We start from the raw sequence: 22,615 nt of genomic DNA on the forward strand, positions 1-22,615 counted from the left end.
GAAAAGATATAGAGAGATCGGGAGTGAATAAGCGAAGGATAGTGAGTACCCCTCGCTTTTCCCTTATTGAAGATAGCCTATGCTAGCTATCACTTAGTACTTTTGTAGGATTTAGGTTAGCTGACTTAAGGGCCTGATAACCAGTAGTGGCTATTGATATAATAAAGATCAATAAACCTGATAATATATAAATGTCAATATTAAAACCTATACGGTATGAGAAATCATCCAGGTACTTATCTGTTGCGAAATAAGCGATAGGTATAGCGATGATATACGCTACCAGGATTAGCTTTAAGAACTTCCAGGACATAAATATAAGGATAGAAGACACAGATGCTCCCAGCGCTTTTCTTACGCCGACCTCCTTGTTCTTACGCTCAGCCACATAGGTAGCCAGTGCGAATAGCCCCAAACAGGAGATAATAATAATCAGATAAGTAAAAGATTGTATGAGCGTACTGGTAACAGCCTCCCTTCTATACCGGTTTTTGAAGTTATCCTCCATGAAAGAGTACTCAAAAGGAAACTCAGTATTATAGCGGGATACAATAGTTTCAATACTGGCCAGAGTACCCTTAGTATCATTTCCATTGGTTTTGATCAGAACCCGGTTGATCTCCTGCGGCCTTATTCGTATGATCATTGGCTCCACAGGAGAATATAGAGTCGCATTATGATAGTCCTTGATCATACCTACTATGGTACCAGACTCCTCATTCATCCGTAATTCCTTGCCAATAATATTTTGCCTGCCTATGATCTGAGCCGCTCTTTCATTAACAATAAAGTTAGATGAGTCCGTTGAAAACTCCCGGGAAAAGTCCCTGCCTTCGATCACTTCAATACCAAGCGTCTTTAACAGGTCGAAATCCGAGGTGATCATAGTGAACGTGACCTTTTCATCCGGGTTGCTTCCGTTCCATTCCAGATCAGACGTTTTCGAGGTTACCTCCATAGGATTCTGACCTGTAGCTGAAACATATTCAATGTTAGGGTTACTGAGTAGCTGCTGCTTCAGGGTAACATAATTGCTTTTAAGGCCGCCCTCAAGAGGAATCTTAATAACATTTTCCTTATTGATACCTATATTCTGCTCCTGAATAAAATTGTACTGTCTAAGAATAACAAAAGTACCGATTATAAGAATAATCGAAATACTGAACTGTATCACCACCAGGGCTTTCCGAAGCAAATCGTTCTTCTTCATATCCGAAGAGTGTCCCTTAAGTATTTCTACAGGATTAAACCCGGACAGGATCATAGCAGGATATATGCCTGTAATTACCGTTACCAGGATCCACAGACCTGCCTGCATAAGCCAGAATCCAGGGCTCAGTAAGTTATAAGAAAGAGGAGTATTGGTTACCTGGCTGAAATAAGGCAATATAAGCGAGCTGATGACATTAGCCAGGATTATGGAGCACAAAACAATTATCGATGTCTCCATTAAAAACTGAAAGATCAGGTAGCCTTTACTTACCCCCAGCACCTTTCTAATACTCACCTCTTTAGCGCGTCTTGTAGCTAAGGCCGTAGAGAGGTTTACGAAGTTGATACCTGATATGATTAGCAAGAATACACCTACCGCTAGAATCAGGTATATCTGATCAATGCGGCCTCCCGCCTGAACCCCGTTCTCGAAATCAGAGTTGAGATACGAATCACTGAATTTTTGAAGAAAAATCTCATCCTCCATTTCAGGAGCATACCTCTTAGTGATATCACGTATCTTATTCTCCAGGGCAGCCACATCAGTAGAGGGGCGAACCGTCGCGTACAACTTGAAGCCATAGTTATCCCACTGCTCCACCCATTCATTATCCTTATAGTAATGTTCCAGAGGCAGAACGTAGTTAAACTCCAGCGTAGAATTATCAGGCACGTCAGAAAACACACCAGACACACTGAATTGCCCATAATTTTTTATCTCCAGCACATTCCCCAGGCTCGCAGTCGTACCGAAAAGCTTTTCCGATAATGACTCAGATATGGCAATCGAGTTTATTTCTTTGAGTACATCCCCCGGAGTACCCTGCACCAGATCAAATGAAAACACCTTAAAAAAGTCATCTCCCGCATAAAATCCGTTGTCTTTTATGGCTTTCTCCTGGTATTTGAAAAGCACCTCTTCTTCCCAGAAAACAAGCACCGTGTTTTCTATTTCTTCATAATCATCCTCCAGCGCTTCAGCCAGGGGCTTACTCATCACAAAGTCAGTAAGAAGCTGCCCGCTAGAGCTGGTATTATTTCTTAAAACCCTATAAAGTTGATTATCGTTAACATGAAAAGAATCTATTTTTCTTTCGTAGTCAACCCAGATAAAGATCAAAATGAAGGCTACAAGGCCGGAAATAAGACCAAAGAGATTCAACAAGACATACAGCTTGTTTTTCAGAAAATTTCTGAGTGAAATTAAAACCAGATTCTTGAACATTACCTTTTTGAAATAGCGTAGTTGATCCTAATAGTTAGCTGTGGAAGGCTGTTAGTGAAATGATTTGTAATAGTCCCATGTAACTTTAAGCCCCTTAAGTTGAGAGTATTACAAAAAAAAAGAGCTTAAATAGAGATATAGCTCCGCTGACCTAAGTCCCATCATGAACTAGCTGATTGGTTGACAATCCTCAAAACTTCTAACTGAAGCTTCGCGAGTTTCCGCTAAATTTATGATATAAAATAAACTTTTTCAAAAATAAAATTTCTCTTTGTTGGAGACCGCCGATTCAGTCTCACTATACTTTGCTTTCAAAACCGGGGCTAAAGTACTTTACCAGTAGATAAAGAAGTGATCTTTTAATGATGTATGATTTGTTCGAACCTCTATAAAACCCCAAGCACAAACGTGAGGTTGACTTCATTATTCAACACAAAAATCTTTATTTAAGTCAATTCATTCACTGAATGTTAAGATTAACCCATCTTAATATCAGCTAATTACATATTCCCAAATGAGAAATGAAGAAAAAAATATCGTCTTACACCCCTTGTAAGTTAAACTCTAAAATAAAGGCAAAACACATCCTGCAGTACCCCCTTTTCACCCCGCCATGTCATAGGCTTCCCGCAGCCAGGCCTGCACCTCTCCATCCACCTGGCTCACTTCAGTGAGTTGCACCCTGTGTGTACACATAGTACCGAAGGGGCCTGAACCTTCCAGACGCCCCGCCTCCGGCTTACCTTTTAGTTTAAGCCCGAGATCCACCCTGGTTTTTGTAGAAGGCTTTATTACCGCAAACTTTTTCTTCCTGTCCACGCTCACCTCAGTCTTTTTGGGTGTAATTTTTACGTCATTGCCAAACTCATTCACTACCGACACCAGCCTTTCATAGATCGGCAGCAAATGCTCCTTGCCCTCATATTGGCTCGCTACCAGATCCTCCGGTGCCTTTTCATCACCCTTCGAGAGACTCACAATCGTATTGGCAAAACCATGGCTTACATGGTGTTCCTTTTTTAAAAAATTCACCGCCTCTGAGTGCTTACTAAAGCTTTTTGTTGTAAGTATTACAGTCCATTCCTCCAGTGATCTGCCCGTTTTTTCAGGCATATTGTCAATCATGGTTTGTAGAGCCTTGTCCATATACATTAAGTGGTTAGTGGTACCGAAATATATAAGGCATTTGAGCCAGGCAGTACCTTTGGGCAAACACCTGACTATAAGGTAATAAATTCCTGAGTGGACCAAAAGAGAAAAAAAACTGAGGCCTGCGCCCCCTATTCTCTCATTCTCATGTGTTCGCCTGCCGTTCCATAACCATCTCTGTGATCTGCTACAGGTAGTAGCGTGGATACCCGTTTCCCTCTTAGTGACTATTCTCACCCTCCATTACCGGATGCAAATTACCTTACTCATTATCACCGCCTCTTCTCAGTATTTTTAAGATTCGTTCATGAACCACCTCCGAAAGCGCCCACATATCTCCGCCACTCGTATTCACAAACTGCACCACTACTGCATCCATATTCTTGTCATAAGTAGCTATGCTCTGGTACCCTGGCAGCAGCCCGGTATGCTCATACACATATACTGACGTATAGATCTCCTGCTCCACGGCACTCAATAGGGTTCCGTCATTTAGCGCACGTAAAAAAACGCCCACGTCCCGGGCCGTTGAGACCATAGAACCGCCCGGCTGTATGAAATCATTTCCTTTAATATCCGGACCGTAACCTACAAAGTAGCCGCTCATTACCTCATCAGCATTCACATCACCCAACAGGCTATACGTATCATTCAGACCCAGGGGCTCCAGTATCCGGCTTCTGATATACTCATGATGACTATAGCCAAGCCGCCGGTCCATGATCTCCCCCAGCAGCAGATAATTAGTGTTTGAGTAGCTATACCTTTCATCCGGTGCAAAATCCGCCGGCATATCCAGCACCAGGTCATAGGTTTCATCCACCTCCTTGTACGGGCTCGTCCATGGATAATCCGGGTGGTCGCTATAATTAGGAATGCCACTCCGGTGGCTTATCAGCATGCGCAGCGTAATCTCCTCTGCATTCGCTATTCGGCCGGCAAGATCAGGCAGCAGTTTCGCAAGAGTTTCGTCCAGAGAAAGTTCCCCCTCATTAACCAGCTTTACAGCCGCTACCGCCATGTACAGCTTGCTGATACTGGCTATCTTAAATAACCCATCCGCATCCGCAGGCTCTTTTTCGTCCCTGTTTTTATAGCCCGCAGCATAAGACACCGGCCGCTCCCCTTTCCGGTCCACATATACAATGATCCCGTCCATTCCATAACCCACAGCATCTTCTACCTGGTCCTGCACCGTATCAGGTAACGGAGCCAGCCACGCCCATATCAGCATCCACGGCGGAAATACCACCAGGCATACCACCGCCACTAAAGGCATCATGGTCCTCAGCAGCCGTATTACGTTTCCTTTATTATCAGCCTTCATCGGGCTAAATGGTTATATCCTTCTGCCTAAAACTAGCATACCCGGCTTTCTAAAAAAAAACCGGATCAAAAACAGCCCCTACTTCCCCTCCATAGTATGCCCATAAGCCACCTGCCACCATCAGTAAGAGTATACCTACCCTGAAAATTTTTCATCATTCATTAGTTCAATATTCTTACGGCAGCACACAACCTGGGGCCGTTAAATGAGTGTCATTCCCTTATGCAATAATATTATACCCCACATCCTCATACCCGTCTTGCTGACCAGGCAGTCCCCTATCACATAAGAACATCAGGCCAATGACACCTGTTCATAAGTCTTCGTAATGAGCCCTTCATCATTGACAGGCAAAGCCCAATGGGTAGCCTTGCAGGGTATATTCGAAAACCATATTGGCTATACCCCCCTATGTTGGTGCCCTGCACACCCACTGCTTCACCCCCGTAAACCCAGAGAGATTCCTCCTCTTCCCATAGTTAGCAGCATTACCCTTATCAGTCACTATTCCGGAAAGCAGCTCCCCGTCCCCCATCGCTACTTCTATTTCTTTTACCGGCACCTCAGCGGCAGGCTTTTCCTCAGCCTCTATCAGTACCTTATCATATACCGTTTCATTACCCGGCAAGTCCCTTGCCACTACCGTAACACATAGCCCCTTTGCCCCTGGTAGCTCACCGGTAAGCCGGTACTCATATACACCATTCACTATCACCGTACTCGCCTCACCACCTTCCAGTACAACCCCCTCCGCATCCCTTAGCGTGATACTCAGCGAAGCCACATGAAAGTCATCGTGCGCATACACCCGAATACATGCCGGTCTGCCGTCCTTCACTTCTGATACAAACACATCATCCACCACCGGCGCATGCATATAATCCTTTACCGCGACATTTTGCCAGGAATTAAACCCATGAGCACCTGCTTTATACAACGCATACATACGTTCGTCACTCCCAACCGATTTTGCGTAGCCAGTCGCCCTTTTAAACCGCCTGTGATGCGCTTTTTGCTTGTCACTAAGCGGCTTCGATGATTTCGCCGGCCTGGCTGACACAATAGTCCTTCCCGCCCGCTGCCGGTACACAATCGCATTTCGCACCATACCCCGCGCACCTTCTATCCACGGGTTATTCTCTATGATCGCCATGATTAAACAGCCTTCATTTCATGTTTTTCAGTCCGCTAAAAATAGCTGATTCCAACGTTTCCAAACCATACATGTAAGGCAAAAGCACACCCCGCACCCATATGCCGTTCACAGACATCATCACTAAATATAATATAACCCATATCACCCCTCCGGGCACCCTGTGCCTTTTCCGTGGGTATCCCGTGGGTATCCTATAAGCGCTGTGGACAACTTCTGTAGCATCATATTATTGAACTATAAGAAGAAATTAAAACAGCAGAACCATAACCAATTCCTCAGGGACATATATAAAACCCCACGTGCCTTAATCCCCAAAATCAAAGGCCTATGCATCTCTTTTAATGACCTCCTTGCTCAAACAAAATTACTCCTTACATTGAGTATCAAAGACACACTATAATAAAGCGTATGAAAACCACCGCAAGCCACGATGAACGCATCGCTAAAATGACCTTTGCCTCCGTTTATCCACACTACGTCACCAAGGTGGAGAAAAAAGGACGGACTACTGCAGAACTACATCAGGTCATCCAATGGCTTACCGGCTTCGATGAACCCAGGCTACGGCAATTAATTGAAGAGAAAGCAACCTTTACTACATTTTTCGAACATGCCACTTTAAATCCTCATGCCCCGCTAATCAAGGGCCTCATCTGTGGTTACCGTATAGAAGAAATAGAAAATCCACTCACCCAAAAGGTCCGCTACCTCGATAAGCTCGTAGACGAACTTGCCAAAGGCCGAAAGATGGAAAAAATACTCAGGTCCTAACTACCCGTTATACCAAACACACATACAATGCACCGGTTTATCACCCTGCTCATCGTCATCATACCCTTCATTTCCTGCCAGGAGGACCAGCCACTTATTCAGCGGAACAGAAACCAGAATCTCTCACAAGCCCAGATCGACTCTGTGCTCACAGAGTTTGTATTTCTCTACGAAGAGCCCATCATTCCCGACAGCAGCCAGCATATCCTCATTCCTGTATCTACCAGAATTATGGATAAGCGAATCTCCATTACTAAAGATGGCTACTATGCACGGAGCTACCCCCGCTACTGGAACGTACTCTTCTATAACCCTACCACCATGGATACCAGGCTGCTCACCCAAGAAAAGGTAAGAATTTCAGTGATAGACGTAGCTGGTAATAAAGACTATACACAAGAGAAAACCACCCGGCTGCCCCACAAGGTTTTGTATACTATAAGTGACCAGGATTATAATAACGACGGCCAGCTCGACGGCAAAGACCCCCACTTCCTGTTTGTATCAGGTATGGATGGCCGTAACTTCATGCGCGTATCCCCGCCACACGAGCACCTCCTTTACTATGAAGTGTTAAAGGGAAATAAAGTCAGATCATCATGAAGACGCTCAGAGACACCAATAATGATCGGGTGTTTGAAAATGATGATGAAACCATCTGGTACACAGCCACCATCACTGGCCAGCAGTGGAGCTGTACAGAAATCATAGACGCTGCCAATCGTCAAAAAATCAAGAACCTCTATTTTGAGCAGTGGCTAAACAAAGACTAGACCTCACCGTTTCATCTTACCCTCAAATACCCCCTTGCCCTCAGACACATGAAAGAGAAAATACTTGCCGCCTATGAGCAAATGGCAGAACGCTATAATGCCCTCATAGACCACAAACCACACAATGCCCACTACGACCGCCCCAATACCCTAAGCCTTTTTCCTGCTCACCTGCAGGGAAAAGTCATACTGGATGCTGCCTGCGGTCCCGGCAAATACGCCGGCATCCTCATGGCAAAAGGAGCTACCGTCACTGGCTTCGACCTGAGCCCCAAGATGATACAGCTCGCCCGGGAAAGAAACGAAGGTCGCGGGGAGTTCTTTGTACATGACCTTACCCAAAAAGCAGAGCGTATACCCAGCGCATCCTGTGATTTTGTATTATCAGCACTAGCCCTCCATTACATCCCCGACTGGAACCCCGCCATCCGGGAGTTTTACAGAGTACTTAAGCCAAATGGAAAGCTCATCATCTCTGTCGAGCACCCCTTCTTTGAGTACATCTACTTCAAAGCAAAAAACTACTTTGCCATAGAAAATGTGAAAGGTACCTGGAAAGGCTTTGGCAGCCCCGTGGAAGTTCATAGCTACAGACGACCTCTTGATCAATGCATCACCCCCCTCACTAATAATGGCTTCCTTATCGACAAGCTACTGGAGCCTCTACCCACAGAAGAGTTTGAGAAGCTCGACCCTGACCATTATAAAGAGCTCAATCAATTTCCCGCCTTTCTTTGTATCCGCGCGGTTAAAAGCGCCAGTTCTATGCATGCCGAATAACTTAATATAGTTTTACCTCACTGAAAGCGTAAAACATAATCCTTTGTGCTTTTCAATAAAATGAGCGCAAATAAATCCTGATTACTTCCGTATTATTTTTCTTATCAGCTTCATAGTGTCATTTCTAATGCCAATGAAATAATAACCAGCTTTTAAATGGCTTACATCTATTTTAGTCTCTGCCCCCGAATACGCTTTTTCAAACACCACCCCACCCTGCATAGAATAAATAGTTACGTTATAGGTGGATAGATTTACATTTTTAAAATGAAGATTCACAATTCCATTTGAAGGATTAGGATAAATGGCCAACTGTAACTCATCTGCTAAGGCCAAATCGCTACCTATATACTTTCCATCTTCTGTATTTTGGCCGATAACCTCCTGCACCTGTATGTAGGCAGGTAAACTTTCGCAGGGATTGCCGGTGAGATAAGCGCGAAACTCAGCTCCTTGCCGGATGTGAGTGCCCCCACGTAATATGATCCTGTCTTGTGCCCTTATGGTGCTGAGACTACCACTTTGATAGATGATGCTTCTATTGTCAGTATCTACCACAGAATTACCCAGATGATGCGAGACCTGTTCAGAAGTGATCGTTTCGCTGGTTAGCAGAAGTGTAGAAGGGCTCGTTCTCAGATTATTCATGGCTAATGACGTCTCGTTTATCCTTCGGGCATTGTCCCGGTCGCTCGTTCCGGCAGGTATACCCCCCGGTCCGGCAACAGCAGGGTTTGAAAACAGTCCGGTCCGGCACGAATTTGACTGATTACAGGGAGCCGCACCCGTTCTCGTCATAATCGTTCGCCACGCATTCGTACTGTTCGATGATAAAAAGCCCCTGGCATAGGAGGGGCTTGTGCTATGGTTTTCATGCCTTCCCCCCTGTAAATGCCCGACTTCATGTGTAAAAGAAAACCGCCCGTTTGTAACCCCATCAACTGAAACGGTGCAAAATGCTTTTGACCCATCCACCGGCTCACTGACGGTAGGAATATAAAAGGCCCTGCCGTATATGCCCGATTCATTCTTTCTTACCAGCACCTGCACATCCGTCTGATACCTTTCTCTGGCACTGTGGGTAATTTCCAGACCATTAGTACCGTTTCGAAACCTCGTTACATCAGTCACGTGCTTATCTCCTGTATATTCCGTGTAGCCCGTATTAACTAAAGCAGCAAGCTCCATGGTAACATTGATCTGACTGGAAATGTACGCCAGGTTTGCCTCATCTATGGCTACTTGTGCAAAGGTAGACAGATCAAACCCACTGCTATAGATCTGTTGCCGTGCGCCAGGCGTAGTAGCCACTAGCACCCTTAGCGTACATCCTCCGTCATTAGCTAATTTGTGGTTTTGAGACCAGCGACCGGCGTTGGATTCTGCTACATCCGGAGTACCACACACCCCAATATGAGTATCTTTAAAGCGTATGAGCGAGTGAGCCCCCTCATTTAACGGAACTAATGTATACGAGAATTCTCCCACATTAAATTTTGAGGCTACTTTGCCATTATTAACATAGAAAAAGACTCCCTCTCCTTCGGTGGTCTTCCCGAACCAGGAAAAATTTTCTGCGTTTCGAATGTTCTCTTTCAATCGATAAGCCGTAACCAGTTCATTACCAACCTTAAAACTGATTTTTTCTGCATGTAAGATATTCGGATTTACACTTAGTGAATAAACCTTATCCACCTTTTTACGGGCCTGTATCCTTTCGAAATAGTTGGTTTGCCTGGCTGATAATTTTTCCGCAACCGATTCTGTATCAAACATCATGGTCTGAGCTTTCAGTGAACAGAAACTTGTCAGCAGGAAGAGATAGGTTACGAATAGTTTTTTCATAGGTCAGGTCATAATATTGATAAGATTCATTTATTAACAAAGGTTATAGCCACTCAATAAGGGCTGAAAAAGTATGCACTGGCTGCAACCTGATGCATATCACACCAGGCAACCTGTTTATCACATTATCTCAAACTTTCAGATGGAATTATCCGGCCTACCATTGATGCTGAAATACCTTGTTCACGTGTGTTGGTATTTATTATTTACGGTAGGTGTATATATAATGACAATGCATATATAATAAAAAAACCCACTCATTCAAAGCAATAATTATCATTTCTTATTAAGCTACATAATATGCATAACTACCCTTAAATCCACTCACATCATATATCATGTTGTTTACACCCTAAAGGTGGTTGTCTGCACTAAACACTGGATATAAATGACAGGAATTTACTGATTGAAGCATGAAATTATTTTTTACCCTTTAATCACACATTCCTATGAAAACTTTTAACAAACTATGCCTATCGGCTTTCACGCTACTGGCCATACTTCTCATATCAGCCTCTTCACAGGCTCAGACCAGCCTTGAACTCGACTGGTCCGGCGGTCCCTATATTGACTTCAAAAACAATAATGTTGATTATGATGCCCGACTCAGACTGGTCTCCGATGGTGAGCTACGCCTGCAGGGATCCAGCTTTCATGTATGGGACAGCAACCTGGCCACAAGGCACGGTATTCACTTTACTCAAGGGGCGACCGGGCAGCATGAATGGTACTTTCATACAAGTCCCGCTTCTCATGCCAAGGACCACTTGTTCTTTGGTAACCGTACAAGTACGACAGCTGGCTGGTCATGGGTAGCTGCAATTAAAAGAAGCCATTTCTGGTCTAAAAAAATTGCCATAAGCGGTGATTGGTCTACGGCCCGGGTACCTGCAGGCTACCGCCTTTCTGTAGATGGTAAGATCATGGCCGAAGAGGTGCACGTACAAAACAGCGCTTACTGGCCTGACTTCGTTTTCGATGAAGACTATGACCTGCTTAGCCTGGATGCTACCGAAAGCTTTATAAAGGAGAACCACCACCTGCCCGGTATACCCAGCGCCGCCGAAGTAGAGGCCGAAGGCTTTGACCTGGCCCACATGAATAAGCTGTTACTTCAAAAGATAGAAGAGCTGACCCTGCACGCCATAGACCAGGAGCGCAGACTGGAGCAGCAGCAGGCCCAGATAGAGCAGTTAATCCAGGCTAAGCTTAAATAAGCAATTGATATGTTATATTTAATTAATAAATTCTATTCGAGATGTGCTATAGGTAAAAAAACTGCTCTACTAATATTATGTACGCTCATAAGTTACTTGGCAGCAGGTCAAACATTTACCAGTGAAAGTAGCTATACTCATGATTATGATAACCGAAACACAGGTTCAACCTCTTCCTCACATGCGGCACCGGGCTCATTGGATTTTACGAAAGGAAGGATCGAGACTCTATCCGTCAAATTTTCCTTTTTATCAGGTGGAGTAAACTGTAGTGCTGATGATGTTCAATTTAAAATTATATCTAACCAGGGTCAGGTTATGGGAACGGGCTCTACAAGTGCATGTGGGAGTACGACGATTAATGTTTCGCCTAGTGCCTTACAGTATGGCGAAATTCCGGACGAAGTCATCATTAGTTATAATAATGCGATAAGAGATAATGAGAGTTCTATTAAAGCAAAATACTCAGCAATTTGGAAATACACGCTTATTGAACCATGTACTGATTGTGGATTTCAAATCCGCATTATAGAAAGTTCGTTCTCTACATACCTCTGTCTTGACTCAAGGCCACGATTTGGAGCAGTAGTTGACCCACAAGCTACTCCTGAGGATAATATATATACGGTGGTGGGCAAACTCGGTAATAGTGAAGAAGTCTTTAGGCGTCAGTACGTAGGGGACTTGCCACAGATACAATGGCGGTCTCAAAGTTACTCTTTTTGTAATTGGAGGGATTATAATGATTTAGGTGCAGAAATATATGATTTTTATGTCACAGATGGCGACAGGAGATATAGATGTCAAGCTCAAACCGACCCAAGCTTTACTTCAGGGGAATTGGGTTATAGGTGTAGCCCTTGTGACGGAAGCACCAATAACATATTGAGGAACGCTGCAAACACGGCTGTAGAAATTATAAGTCTTGATGATTTATTTGGCATTTTTTCAAGTGAACCATTTGATTGTTCTGATGTAGAAGTTCCATTTACAGGTAATAGACTTGCAACTGATACCACCTCTGGAGAACTATCGGAAGTATCTTATAATTACGATGTAAGGGTTTACCCTAATCCTGCTGATACCAAAACCAATATATCTATATCCTCTATTAATGATGAAGAAACAGAAATAAGGGTATATGATGTAAATGGCAATATGGTAAAAGAAGTGTTACAAAAAAGCACATTAAATGCCGGTAGATCAGTAGTCCCTTTAGACGTAACAAATTTTGTACCCGGCACCTATATCCTGCGAGTCAATACCCTTAGCGGGATTGAAAAAACCGTCAGGTTCATTAAAAAATAGTGCTGCAGATACAGATTTCAAAAAAGTAAGGCTGTCTTTATTTAAATTCAGCCTTACTTACATTTCACCCTATGGATATAAGCCTTTTATATTTACAGGGACTACAACCACCATTTAATCAGATAAATATGAAGCGATATATATACCTGATCATAATATTAGCCCTCCCATATTATGGCAATACCCAAAGCCTGTTTCCTGAGTTCCGAACCTGGGAGGCTTATACGGGTTCTGGCTCCAGTCTTGGGTATAAAGAAAAAGTATTGGTACAGAGCGACTTGCCCCCTGGCGCATGCTGGATCTTTGATTATATAAGAGTCAACGGAACTAACTTCTACCGGTCATTTGAAGAAAGCACCTTAACACCAGATGCCGCCAGACCATGGGCCGATGCCGTCATACTAGAGAATGGCGGCAACCGCTACACCCTCTTTGCCTGTGGCAGTAGCTGCGGCACGCCTCCTGCTAACCTCCCACCCCAGTATGCCGGCCAGGGTCTGTCCGGAACCTTTAAGGTTATCCTAATCAATTACAGTAACGGCGGAAGTAATGACCAGTACTACATGGGCACAGGAGGCATCTGGTTTTTCGACTACGGTAGCAGCAACTTTTACCGTATAGGCCAGGACTACTTCAAAGGTAACGGCAATTTCGAATCCGTGGATGCCGGAAACAATGAAGCCGGTATCGACATATACGCCACCGGCTCCACCTCTGCCAAAAACTACCAGGTAAGCATATGGAAAGATGCACGCCAGGTCCTATTCAACCAAAACTACAGCAATGAAATGCCCGATATCGCCCGGCTGGATAAAGGGTTCGATTGCTACTGGGAGAAACACCCTTTTGTCAGGGGCTTTCAAAACCTCTCTATCACCGGCAACCTGTACATGTTTGATTTTAAAAACTACACCGGCAACACCGGCCCTGAGTACCAGGTAAGTGCCTGCAACAGCACTCAGCGAACCATCCTTAAACCAGTTGGCAGCAAAAGAGCCATCATAGGCGGCCCCCGGCTGGATAACCGCCCCCTTCATATAGCCCCCTCACTGTCCGGATGTAACAGCCGGATAGGCAGCCCGTCCAGCCGCATAGCTCAGGCACAGAGTGCAGAAAAGCAGCAAGGCATTGTCTACCCAAATCCTACCAGAGGCCACACCCGTTTGGCACTGGACCTGACCCGGCCGGAAAAACTGACGGCCAGAGTATATAATAATCAGGGGAGGGTAGTACAAACAATCCTGGTAAATAAGCAACTACCAGCCGGCCCCTATAACCTGGATGTGGACCTCACCTCTTTAAAAGAGGGCTATTACCTTATAAGAGTAGAAGGGCAGCAGGGCACACTACTAACCAGTAAAATCATTAAAGAATAAGGGCAATGAACTCATTAATCAGATTCATATTACTTGTGCTAATAGCCCATATCACCTTCAGTCATGTGGCGCTGAGTCAAGGCTCCCGGTTGGGCTTTGACAGAGACACGCACAACTTCGGGCAGATCAAAGAAGAAAATGGCCTGATCAGTACGCGGTTTACTCTTCAAAACCTGCATACCGATACCATCCATATCAGCAAAGTGTACAAAGAATGCGGATGCACCACCCCGGTTATCGATAATGAGTGGCTTTCCCCGGGACAAAGTACCGACATGCTGGTGCAATTCGATCCTGACGGAAGGCCGGGGCCGTTTACCCGGGCCATAGGTCTGAGCGGGCCCGGACTGGACACGGTGTATACCGTCTACATTACCGGAGAGGTTATTCCTGATGCTTACCCTGTTAAGTCCGGCATTCTCTACCTAAAGCAAAGGATGCTGGACTTTGGCCGCCTCTGGCATGACCAGACAGATACTGCCTGGATAGAAGTGAAAAATGACCAGAAAGAAACGCTTACCATAAGCAAGCCTGAAGCCATGCCCATAGGTACCCGGCTCATAAACCTGCCTCATCAACTGGCCCCCGGAGAAGAGGCCCAAATAGGGCTGGTATGGGATGTGGCGGCCGGTAACTACTGGACACAAACCGCAGATCACTTTACACTGCCTATAAGCGCTGAGAGTGTAAGCAAACTGGACCAGCAATTTTACTTTAAAGCAAATATCGAAGAAAATTTTGCCTCCACCCTGCCGGGAAGGGACAAACCGGCAAGCAAGCTTCCCGCCAGTAAGGTAGATTTGGGTACGGTAGCGGCTGGCGAGCAGACTTCTTATGACCTAACCATAGAAAATACAGGAACGGCCCCCTTGCTTCTCAGAAAGATAAAATCTACCTGCTCATGCCTGAAAATAACCTCCTCTACGGATAAGGTAATACCCGGAGATAAAGCCGTAGTGAGGCTGGACTATACGGCACCTGCAGACCTTTTGGGAGAGCACTACTATATAGGCCTCGTAGCTCTCAACGATCCTGCACAGCCTCAGTGGCGGCTAACGGTCAAGGCTATGGTTGAGCCTGAAGCTGCCGTCCTAAAGGGTAAATAATCTGGTATAGCTCTCTGTATTCGAACCAACCGATTATACGATAAACACCTGCAAGGAGGGGGAGGTAAAGCTTCAGACATAAAAACTAAAGCTGCCCCCTCCTTCCTTATTGTTTTTCACGTGCAGGCGACTACCCATTAGCGCCAGGAACTCCTGCACCAGTTTCAAACCCATGCCCTTACCTTTTGCTCCCTGAGCCCCCTCACCCGGCGCCTGTATTTTACCACGTACTACCGCATCAATCTGCTCATCTGTCAGGCCGGCACCATTATCCTGCACTGATATACGGACCCTGCCCCTGCCCGCAGAGGCCGTGCTTATTATTATCTGCCCCCCGGTAGGCGTGTACCGTACGGCATTGCCAACCAGGTTACGCAATACTAATCTCAGTATGTCAGGATCAGCTATTACCTCTCTCACCTCCAAAGTTTCCCTGAGCTCCAGCTTCCGCTCTTTCAGTTCGTGATCATACTCCTCTTTTATCTCGGTCATAAGATCGGCCACTCTTACCTTAGTGGGAGCCAGGCTACTACCCTCAAACTGCCCTTTCGACCATAATAACATCCCATCAGTGAGTTTAAGCAGGGACTTTACCTTATCCTCGATGTCCACAAGGTGTTCCTTTTGTTCATTGGCCGGCATACGCTTTAGCTTGTGCAGATAGATCAACCCGAGAAGGCCTTGCAGCGGATTACGCACATCATGAGCCAGTAGGGAAAGTATGCGATCCTTCACCTTCCCTACTGCCCTAAGCCTGCGCTGAGCCAGATAATAGTTAACCATAAACCAGCCCAGCGCCAAAGTAAGCAGAGAGATGATGGCTATGATGAAAATCAACCGCCTGCGGGCACGCTCTTTTTCTGCACTTTCCGAAGCAAGCCGGGCTATCTCTGCCTCCTTTTCTTTGGTCTCAAAAGCGGCCTGTAGCTTTAAAATACCCTCCTCTCTAATTTGCCGGTTCAGACTATCCTGTAGCTCCATGGCCTGGCGGATATGCTTTACCGCACTCGTATGATTGCTGGTAGCCTCATAGATATCTGCCTTTAAAGCAGCAAGGGCATAAGCATCCGCTAAATCACTCGCTTCATGATCGTCAGCATTCAGTTCTGCTACCATCTGCAAGGCTTTGGCAAAGTTCTCCATCTCATAATAAAGCCTTGCCAGCAACACCCGGCACCGGTTAAGGTAATGAACCGCTCCGCGATCTTTCAATTGTGAATAGGCCGCCCGGGTAAATCCCAGAGCTTTATTATGCTGCCCCATCCGGTTGTATACCTTACCCTTTTCAAAATCCACCAATGCCATAAATATTGAGTCTGGTATCATAGAAGCATAGTGCTTACAACTATCCAGATAGACCAGGGCAGAGTCGTAGCGAGCCGACTTCCTATAGCTCACCCCCAGATTGATGAAATTATACATCAGATTACGATGCTCACCCCTTCGCCGGTTAATGCGTAGTGATTTGAAGAAATAATGACGTGCCGTACTATCATCATGGATATCAGCAAAAGTATTCGCCATATTATTTAGGGTAGCAGGGTCAGCTTCACCTATAAAGGTCTCCTGCAACCTGATGGCCTCCATGAAATAGTGGCCCGAAGAGTCAGAGTTCCCCATTCTGCCCAGATGAATACCCATACCATGTAATATACCTATCATCCTTCCCGTATCCTGCCGGTGAGTAGCAATAGCCAGGGCTCTGTTTGCCATATGAAGCGCCTCCTTATTCAACCCCTCACGCTCCAGCAAGATAGACTGGTAGCTATAGCAAAGACTAGCCAGGTAGCCACCATCATCCGGTAAGTACATAAGTGAGCTGTCGATCACCTGATCTGCCTCATATAACTTTGCCAGGTACGTAAGTTGCCTGCCCCTTAAAGCCATAACATAACTGGCCATACTACTATCGCCTGCTTCCACTGCCTCACGGCTGAGGGCCGCATATAGCGAATCCTTTATCTCAGTAGCACTGGTCCGCGCCCCGGCTATAGCTGCATAGCCCCGGCACCGGGCCCCACATCGTTGCTTATATGCACCGATATCATCTAACCTAATGCTTTCTCTGTTTTTTCTATTTGCATAATAGCGGAACATACGCGTATTAGCATCCAGCAACCCTAAATAGCATACCCGGGGCATTCCTGAAGGTGCCGCCTGTGCTCTATATCTTTCCACCGCATCCAGCCCCTGCTCCGGAATTTTATCGTACCTCCTCATAGCAAACCACAGGCTGTCTCTTTCTTTCTTATGGTTTTGGCTGAGAGAAGGGGTGCAGAACATTCCGCTTATGAGCAGAAACAGGAATACCATTTTATCCATAGCAGGTAAATACATAAAATGAGGAAGGTGATTAGGCAAATTTTTGCTGTACTACTGGCAGGTAGCTACGTCCCACCGGTACTTTTGCCTTGCTCAGTAATAGCTGGTGACGCTCTATTTTCTTTACCGCCCATTTATTAACAGCAAATGAACGATGGACCCTGAAAAAGCTATTACCGGGCAGCAGGTCCATCATTTTGCCTAAAGTCATATGGGAGGTTATAGGCGAAGAGTCCCTTATATGGACTACTACCTGATTACCCTTCGCCTCCAGGTACAAAATGTCGGCAGGTGACACCCTGTGCTGCTCCCAGCCGCTTTTAATCGTGATCTTACTATCAGGCGCTGAGCTTTCAGAACCTGTATGGTGAGCTTGCAACTGTAGCCTGCGATAAACCTTACTTATGCCTTTCAAAAATCGCTCGAACGTAATCGGTTTCGAAAGAAAATCCACCGCATCTATTTCATAAGCCTCAGCAGCGATATTTAGGTGAGACGTCACCATTATGACGGGGGGAGGAGTTGCCAGGCTTTTAGCCAATTGTATGCCACTGATATCCGGCATCTCTTCATCCAGCAGCAGCAGGTCTGTGCTCTCTTGGGAAAGATATTGGATACCCTCCAGCGGATTCATAAAAGTTTTCTGAAGGCGTAGATTAGGGGCCTCATTCACGTAGGCAGAGAGTAGTGTAATATCCAGCAACTCGTCTTCAATGATGACACAGTTCAGCATTAGCAGGTTGAATTAATTGCAACTAATATAATAAATACTGGCGTCCGATACACAGATTACTCCATTGCATTCTTCTCCGCTGGTTAATAGGCAACCTACCTCCCCCACTTCTTAAAATATATCACACCCGTCCGAAACGATTTGAAATCAATCAGCCTTGACCGGTGACCGCATAATCAGCCATCAATTGAGCTTTCAGGTTACTTTTGGCCCTGATCACGAAATAGACCCCGGTGCTGTCCAAAACATTTAGCCACTTAAAGTCCAGGCAGACCCTGTCTGCCACTAATACACTACCACCAGGTACATTCATATACTATCTGCCTCCTGCCATCTCAATAAAGGAATAAAGACACCCGTCATAGTCCAGCAGAGTATGGAGCTTGACAGCGCCTTTTCCACTGCGGAAATAGGCCCAATCAAAGGCCTGTAACAATAGGGGAATAGTGGTGCTGTCCCCAAATTAACACCTTGCACTTCAGGCGTTTCATACCAGTCCGCTTGAAGGGCTGTCATGCCTGCCACGCCTAATAAAAGTCTCGAAAAGCCTTCCAGGAACGATACTTATTCATGTAGGCTATGGAGGACTTACGAGGTGCCCGATCGACACCAAGATGGACGATGTGCTTTGACATAGCCTTCAGGCCTTGTCATATATCTCATACTGAGTCAGCTTTAGCAAGATGACAAAACAGCATCGCAATCAGGTGGTATGAGTGCTCAGCCATTTACCCAGCTTGTTGACCTGGTATTTTTGACCTATTCTTTTAAAAGTAGCCGTGGGAGGCAGACTGATTATCTGACTGAAAAGTGTTCCTTTTGACATGACTGGATATAGTGTTGATTCACTACCTATATAATATAAGGCAACTTCGGCTGGCTTCCAGTCTTTTCCCTCCTCTACAGTCTATTTAGGACAGGTGTGAAATAAAAAAGGCGAAACCCTCCGGGCCTCGCCTTTTGCTAAACTATATATATACTAACAATTCTACATGTCGTTCTTAGCAGCTTCCATTTGAGTAAGCAGACTCCTTAGTTCATCCATACTTTTAATGAAAGCTGTAAATTGATACCCTTCCGGCGTTTTTACTTTACTCAAAGTAAGCAGCGCCTCAAACTCTTTTCCATCTTTATGGCGGGCCTTTATAAAGCGACCTTTTCCTACCACCTTATTCTTACCCGTTTTTACATTATTGTCAATATACCCATCATGCTGCTCGCGATGCTCCATCGGCACAATCATATTCACATTTCGCCCTTTTACTTCACTCCCCGTAAAACCGAACATTTTCTCCGCCGCCTCATTAAAGAAGGATATATTCTTATGAGTGTCTATCGTAATCACTGCATCCACCGCCTGATCCAGAATGGCAGAGTAATTACGCGTCACCCGCTCCATATCCTCCTGTATCGCCATCATCTCTTCCATGTTCTGACGTAGCTCCTCTTCAGATGCCCTGATCTCCTCTTCAGACTCCTGCATGGCTTCAAACTGCTGTCTGACCTGGATTTCCAGTTCTTTTTGTTCCTGTATGTTCTTTATGAAAGACGTATACCGGATTTCTCCTCCAATGTTGATCTTGCTCAGAGATAACAAGCCCCAGAAGCGCTTACCATTCTTATGCTGCATCTCCACCTCACGGGTTTTACCTACCACCTTATTTTCACCCGTGTGCATATTCCTGTCCACATAGCCGTCATGGCTTCCCTTATGCTCATCAGGCACCAGGATCTTTACATTTTGACCTTTCACCTCATCGAACGTGTAGCCAAACATCTTTACGGCAGCCGAATTCATATACTCTATTTCCTTCTGGCTATTAATTGTGATCACCGCATCTACCGCCTGCTCCAGCGTCTGCCGCATCTCCTCCTGTTTCGTAACCTGACCGCTTACGTCCTGGGCATATTTCATCACCTTATAAGCACGGCCTTTAAAGTCCATAATTGGCGTATACACACTCTTCAGCCAGGCAAGGCTGCCATCAGCCTTTATACGCATAAAGGTACCTTCCGCTGGTTTCCCTGCTGCCAGGCCTTGCCACATCTGCCGGTACGCCTCATCCTGTTCATCTTCAGGCACCAGCGTAGAATGATGTTGTCCTATCAGAGAAGCCTTATCATACTCCATAGTAGACAGGAAGTTCTCATTACAATCCAGCACATACCCGTTAGTATCAAACTCCACCACCAGGTTCGCCATATTGATCGCCTTAAGCTGGTTTGTGAAGTCCTGTGACACCTTTTTAGAATCACTGATGTCCGCCTGGATCGCCACAAAATTAGTCAGCACGCCGTTCTCAAAGACAGGATTTACGGTAAGTGCCACCCAATACTCTTTTCCATCTTTTCTGTAATTCAGCACCTCTTCATAAAAGCCCTGCTGCTTTGCCAGCCGCTCACCCATTCTCTTTACAGAGGCCAGGTCTGTATCAGGCCCCTGCAGAAGTTTTCCAGGTTTCATACCAAGTACTTCCTCCTCTCCATATCCCGTTAGGCGCTCAAAGCCCGGATTTACAAACTGTATCAGGCCATCCGCGCCGGTAATAACCACAGCAGAGTCCGTATTATCCGCCACAACAGACAGCCGCTTGAACTTCTCTACCGTTTCTTCATGCTGCTTCTGCAAGCGGTCAATTTCCGACAAATGCTCCCTTTCCTTACGTTCCATGTTTTCCTGCGTCGCTTGCAGTTCCTCCATGTTTTGCCTCATCTCCTCCTCCTGCGCCCTCATCTCTTCAGACTGCTGCTGAGACTGTACCAGCAGGTTACGTGTACGCTCCGCTACCTTTACTGATGAAAGGGTAGAAGCTATACTCTCTGAGAGTTTCAGTAAGAAATTGCGCTCGTGCTCTTCATACTCCCTGAAAGAGGCAATTTCCAGCACACCAAGTACTTCCTCATTTAGTTTAAGAGGCACGATAACCATACTACGGGGAGTGCTTTCACCTATACCCGAGGTAATTAGTACATAATCCTCCGGCACCTCAGTCATGTATATGATATCTCCTTCCAGCCATGCCTGCCCTACCAGACCTTCACCTTTCTTTATAGTCTTGGTCTGATACTTTTTACGTTCATAGGCATACACCGCCATCAACTCCAGGTAAGCCTCCGTACCATTAGAATCCTCTACCACAAACAAGCCACCCTGATTTGCCTCCAGGTATTTCACCAGGTTAGACAGTATGGTATGGCACATCTGAGCAAGGTCGTCCCGCTCCTCACGAAGTATATTTGCAAAGTTTGCCAGGCCTTCATTCACCCACCTTCTTTTGGTATCTTCAACATCTACCTGCTGTAGTTGCTCACTCATAGTAAGCAGAGCCGCACCCAACTCGTCATCCTCTCCCGCCGGAGTAAAGTTTTTATCGAAAGTTCCGTTGCCAATACTTACCGCAAATGCCGCCGATTTTTCCAGGTTATCCCGTAAGCGGTCTATGTTTTCCATAGCCTCACTGATCTCTACAGGAGCTTTACGCCACATGATTTTCATAAGCTTACCCGAAGCCATAGCTGCGGAAGTATGCCTTATAACCTCAATAGGGCTTGACACATATCTGTTAATAAAGTAAAAGGCGGCGATAGAAAGGATGGCAAACGCCAGGGAGTACACGATGATAAAAGTCTGGTGGGCACTCGCTAGCCTTCTCTGCTCCTCCTTAATAAAGGCTTCCATCATACTCAGGCTCTCAAGTAGCTGCTCGCTAACCTGACGGGGCGCCCGGTTACCCACTGTTTCACCCTCTCCTTCCCCGCTCATAGTTACCTGGTAGGTTTGCCACGAGGTAAGCAGGTTTTTTATTTCCGGCCGCAGTGCCTCCGGGGCAGGCCCCATCATGATAGTTTCATTACCTAACTGAATAGCTCCACCCTGTTTCATCGCATTAAACCGGCGGTCCAGCCCTCCTGACACTTTCTCAATCTCGGAGATAACCGTACCGCCTTCCGTTCGGGCCGCCTCCAGTAGAAAGGCAAGCCTGGCTGCGTCATATTTACTTTCCCGGATTACGTCAAGCAAGTCCTCTCCTGCTTTATCTGAATACAAGAGCTGAGAGCCCATGATTCCACTTACGTAAGCAACGAAAAGCACAAGAAATGTAAACCCAAAGGTGAGTTTGATACTGGCTGATCTCATAAATCTTATCATTCGGTAGTTCTTATGCCAATATTACCGAAGACACCTCGATTTAATAAGGCACATCATACTATTACCATACAGAAGATAGATGAGACCAACCATAATGGCTGATATAGCTAACTATCCGGGTCAATTGTGCTGTATAACTATACTTAAGCCAGGCCTTTAAACATA

18 protein-coding genes are annotated in these 22,615 nt (G+C 45.6%); 8 read left to right on the forward strand and 10 right to left on the reverse strand.

Annotation, left to right across the window (positions count from 1 at the left end; all coding sequences use genetic code 11):
* Positions 1-82: 82 nt before the first annotated feature.
* The 4 genes from AB9P05_RS05000 to AB9P05_RS05015 all read right to left on the reverse strand — a co-directional run bounded on the left by AB9P05_RS05000 (position 83) and on the right by AB9P05_RS05015 (position 6,066).
* Positions 83-2,437: an ABC transporter permease gene (locus AB9P05_RS05000; RefSeq protein WP_371907708.1), complete on the reverse strand. Its 2,355-nt coding sequence runs from the start codon at positions 2,435-2,437 to the stop codon at positions 83-85.
* Between the two features lie 603 nt (positions 2,438-3,040).
* On the reverse strand, positions 3,041-3,583 hold the full coding sequence (locus AB9P05_RS05005) for a DUF5655 domain-containing protein (protein ID WP_371907709.1): 543 nt from the start codon (positions 3,581-3,583) through the stop codon (positions 3,041-3,043).
* Between the two features lie 265 nt (positions 3,584-3,848).
* Positions 3,849-4,913: a serine hydrolase domain-containing protein gene (locus AB9P05_RS05010; protein WP_371907710.1), complete on the reverse strand. Its 1,065-nt coding sequence runs from the start codon at positions 4,911-4,913 to the stop codon at positions 3,849-3,851.
* Positions 4,914-5,322: 409 nt separating this feature from the next.
* On the reverse strand, positions 5,323-6,066 hold the full coding sequence (locus AB9P05_RS05015; protein WP_371907711.1) for a hypothetical protein: 744 nt from the start codon (positions 6,064-6,066) through the stop codon (positions 5,323-5,325).
* Positions 6,067-6,477: 411 nt separating this feature from the next.
* On the opposite strand from AB9P05_RS05015, the gene AB9P05_RS05020 reads away from it, so the two are divergent.
* The 4 genes from AB9P05_RS05020 to AB9P05_RS05035 are packed head-to-tail and all read left to right on the forward strand — an operon-like array spanning position 6,478 to position 8,393.
* The gene (locus tag AB9P05_RS05020) at positions 6,478-6,840 is read left to right on the forward strand and encodes a DUF2200 domain-containing protein (RefSeq protein WP_371907712.1); all 363 of its coding nucleotides are present in this window, start codon (positions 6,478-6,480) and stop codon (positions 6,838-6,840) included.
* 27 nt (positions 6,841-6,867) lie between these two features.
* Entirely contained in the window at positions 6,868-7,443 is a 576-nt protein-coding gene (locus AB9P05_RS05025) for a hypothetical protein (protein WP_371907713.1), read from the forward strand.
* Entirely contained in the window at positions 7,440-7,613 is a 174-nt protein-coding gene (locus AB9P05_RS05030) for a hypothetical protein (RefSeq protein ID WP_371907714.1), read from the forward strand. The genes AB9P05_RS05025 and AB9P05_RS05030 overlap by 4 nt, the downstream gene beginning before the upstream one ends.
* 48 nt (positions 7,614-7,661) lie before the next feature.
* The gene (locus AB9P05_RS05035) at positions 7,662-8,393 is read left to right on the forward strand and encodes a class I SAM-dependent methyltransferase (RefSeq protein ID WP_371907715.1); all 732 of its coding nucleotides are present in this window, start codon (positions 7,662-7,664) and stop codon (positions 8,391-8,393) included.
* Positions 8,394-8,474: 81 nt separating this feature from the next.
* On the opposite strand, the gene AB9P05_RS05040 is transcribed toward AB9P05_RS05035, so the two are convergent.
* Entirely contained in the window at positions 8,475-10,238 is a 1,764-nt protein-coding gene (locus tag AB9P05_RS05040; RefSeq protein WP_371907716.1) for a T9SS type A sorting domain-containing protein, read from the reverse strand.
* A gap of 449 nt (positions 10,239-10,687) precedes the next feature.
* Between AB9P05_RS05040 and AB9P05_RS05045 the strand changes: the two genes are divergently transcribed.
* The 4 genes from AB9P05_RS05045 (at position 10,688) to AB9P05_RS05060 (ending at position 15,245) form a co-directional block, all read left to right on the forward strand.
* Entirely contained in the window at positions 10,688-11,455 is a 768-nt protein-coding gene (locus tag AB9P05_RS05045) for a hypothetical protein (RefSeq protein WP_371907717.1), read from the forward strand.
* 9 nt (positions 11,456-11,464) lie between these two features.
* Positions 11,465-12,763 (forward strand): T9SS type A sorting domain-containing protein, encoded by a 1,299-nt coding sequence (locus AB9P05_RS05050; protein ID WP_371907718.1) that lies wholly within the window; start codon positions 11,465-11,467, stop codon positions 12,761-12,763.
* Between the two features lie 128 nt (positions 12,764-12,891).
* Positions 12,892-14,139, forward strand: coding sequence for a T9SS type A sorting domain-containing protein (locus tag AB9P05_RS05055; protein WP_371907719.1), 1,248 nt, complete (start codon positions 12,892-12,894; stop codon positions 14,137-14,139).
* Between the two features lie 5 nt (positions 14,140-14,144).
* A complete protein-coding gene (locus tag AB9P05_RS05060) occupies positions 14,145-15,245 on the forward strand; it encodes a DUF1573 domain-containing protein (RefSeq protein ID WP_371907720.1) in 1,101 nt (366 codons plus the stop codon).
* Positions 15,246-15,317: 72 nt separating this feature from the next.
* On the opposite strand, the gene AB9P05_RS05065 is transcribed toward AB9P05_RS05060, so the two are convergent.
* The 5 genes from AB9P05_RS05065 to AB9P05_RS05085 all read right to left on the reverse strand — a co-directional run bounded on the left by AB9P05_RS05065 (position 15,318) and on the right by AB9P05_RS05085 (position 22,438).
* Positions 15,318-17,567 carry an ATP-binding protein gene (locus AB9P05_RS05065; RefSeq protein ID WP_371907721.1) on the reverse strand — a complete coding sequence of 750 codons (2,250 nt, stop codon included), beginning with the start codon at positions 17,565-17,567 and terminating at the stop codon, positions 15,318-15,320.
* Positions 17,568-17,598: 31 nt separating this feature from the next.
* Complete coding sequence (locus AB9P05_RS05070; RefSeq protein ID WP_371907722.1) at positions 17,599-18,300, reverse strand: LytR/AlgR family response regulator transcription factor; 702 nt, start codon at positions 18,298-18,300, stop codon at positions 17,599-17,601.
* A 151-nt stretch (positions 18,301-18,451) separates the two neighbouring features.
* Complete coding sequence (locus tag AB9P05_RS05075; RefSeq protein ID WP_371907723.1) at positions 18,452-18,613, reverse strand: hypothetical protein; 162 nt, start codon at positions 18,611-18,613, stop codon at positions 18,452-18,454.
* A gap of 390 nt (positions 18,614-19,003) precedes the next feature.
* Positions 19,004-19,126, reverse strand: coding sequence for a hypothetical protein (locus tag AB9P05_RS05080; protein ID WP_371907724.1), 123 nt, complete (start codon positions 19,124-19,126; stop codon positions 19,004-19,006).
* Between the two features lie 162 nt (positions 19,127-19,288).
* Positions 19,289-22,438: a PAS domain S-box protein gene (locus AB9P05_RS05085; RefSeq protein WP_371907725.1), complete on the reverse strand. Its 3,150-nt coding sequence runs from the start codon at positions 22,436-22,438 to the stop codon at positions 19,289-19,291.
* Between the last annotated feature and the right edge of the window lie 177 nt (positions 22,439-22,615).

This window comes from Roseivirga sp. BDSF3-8, from assembly GCF_041449215.1.
GTDB lineage: Bacteria > Bacteroidota > Bacteroidia > Cytophagales > Cyclobacteriaceae > JBGNFV01.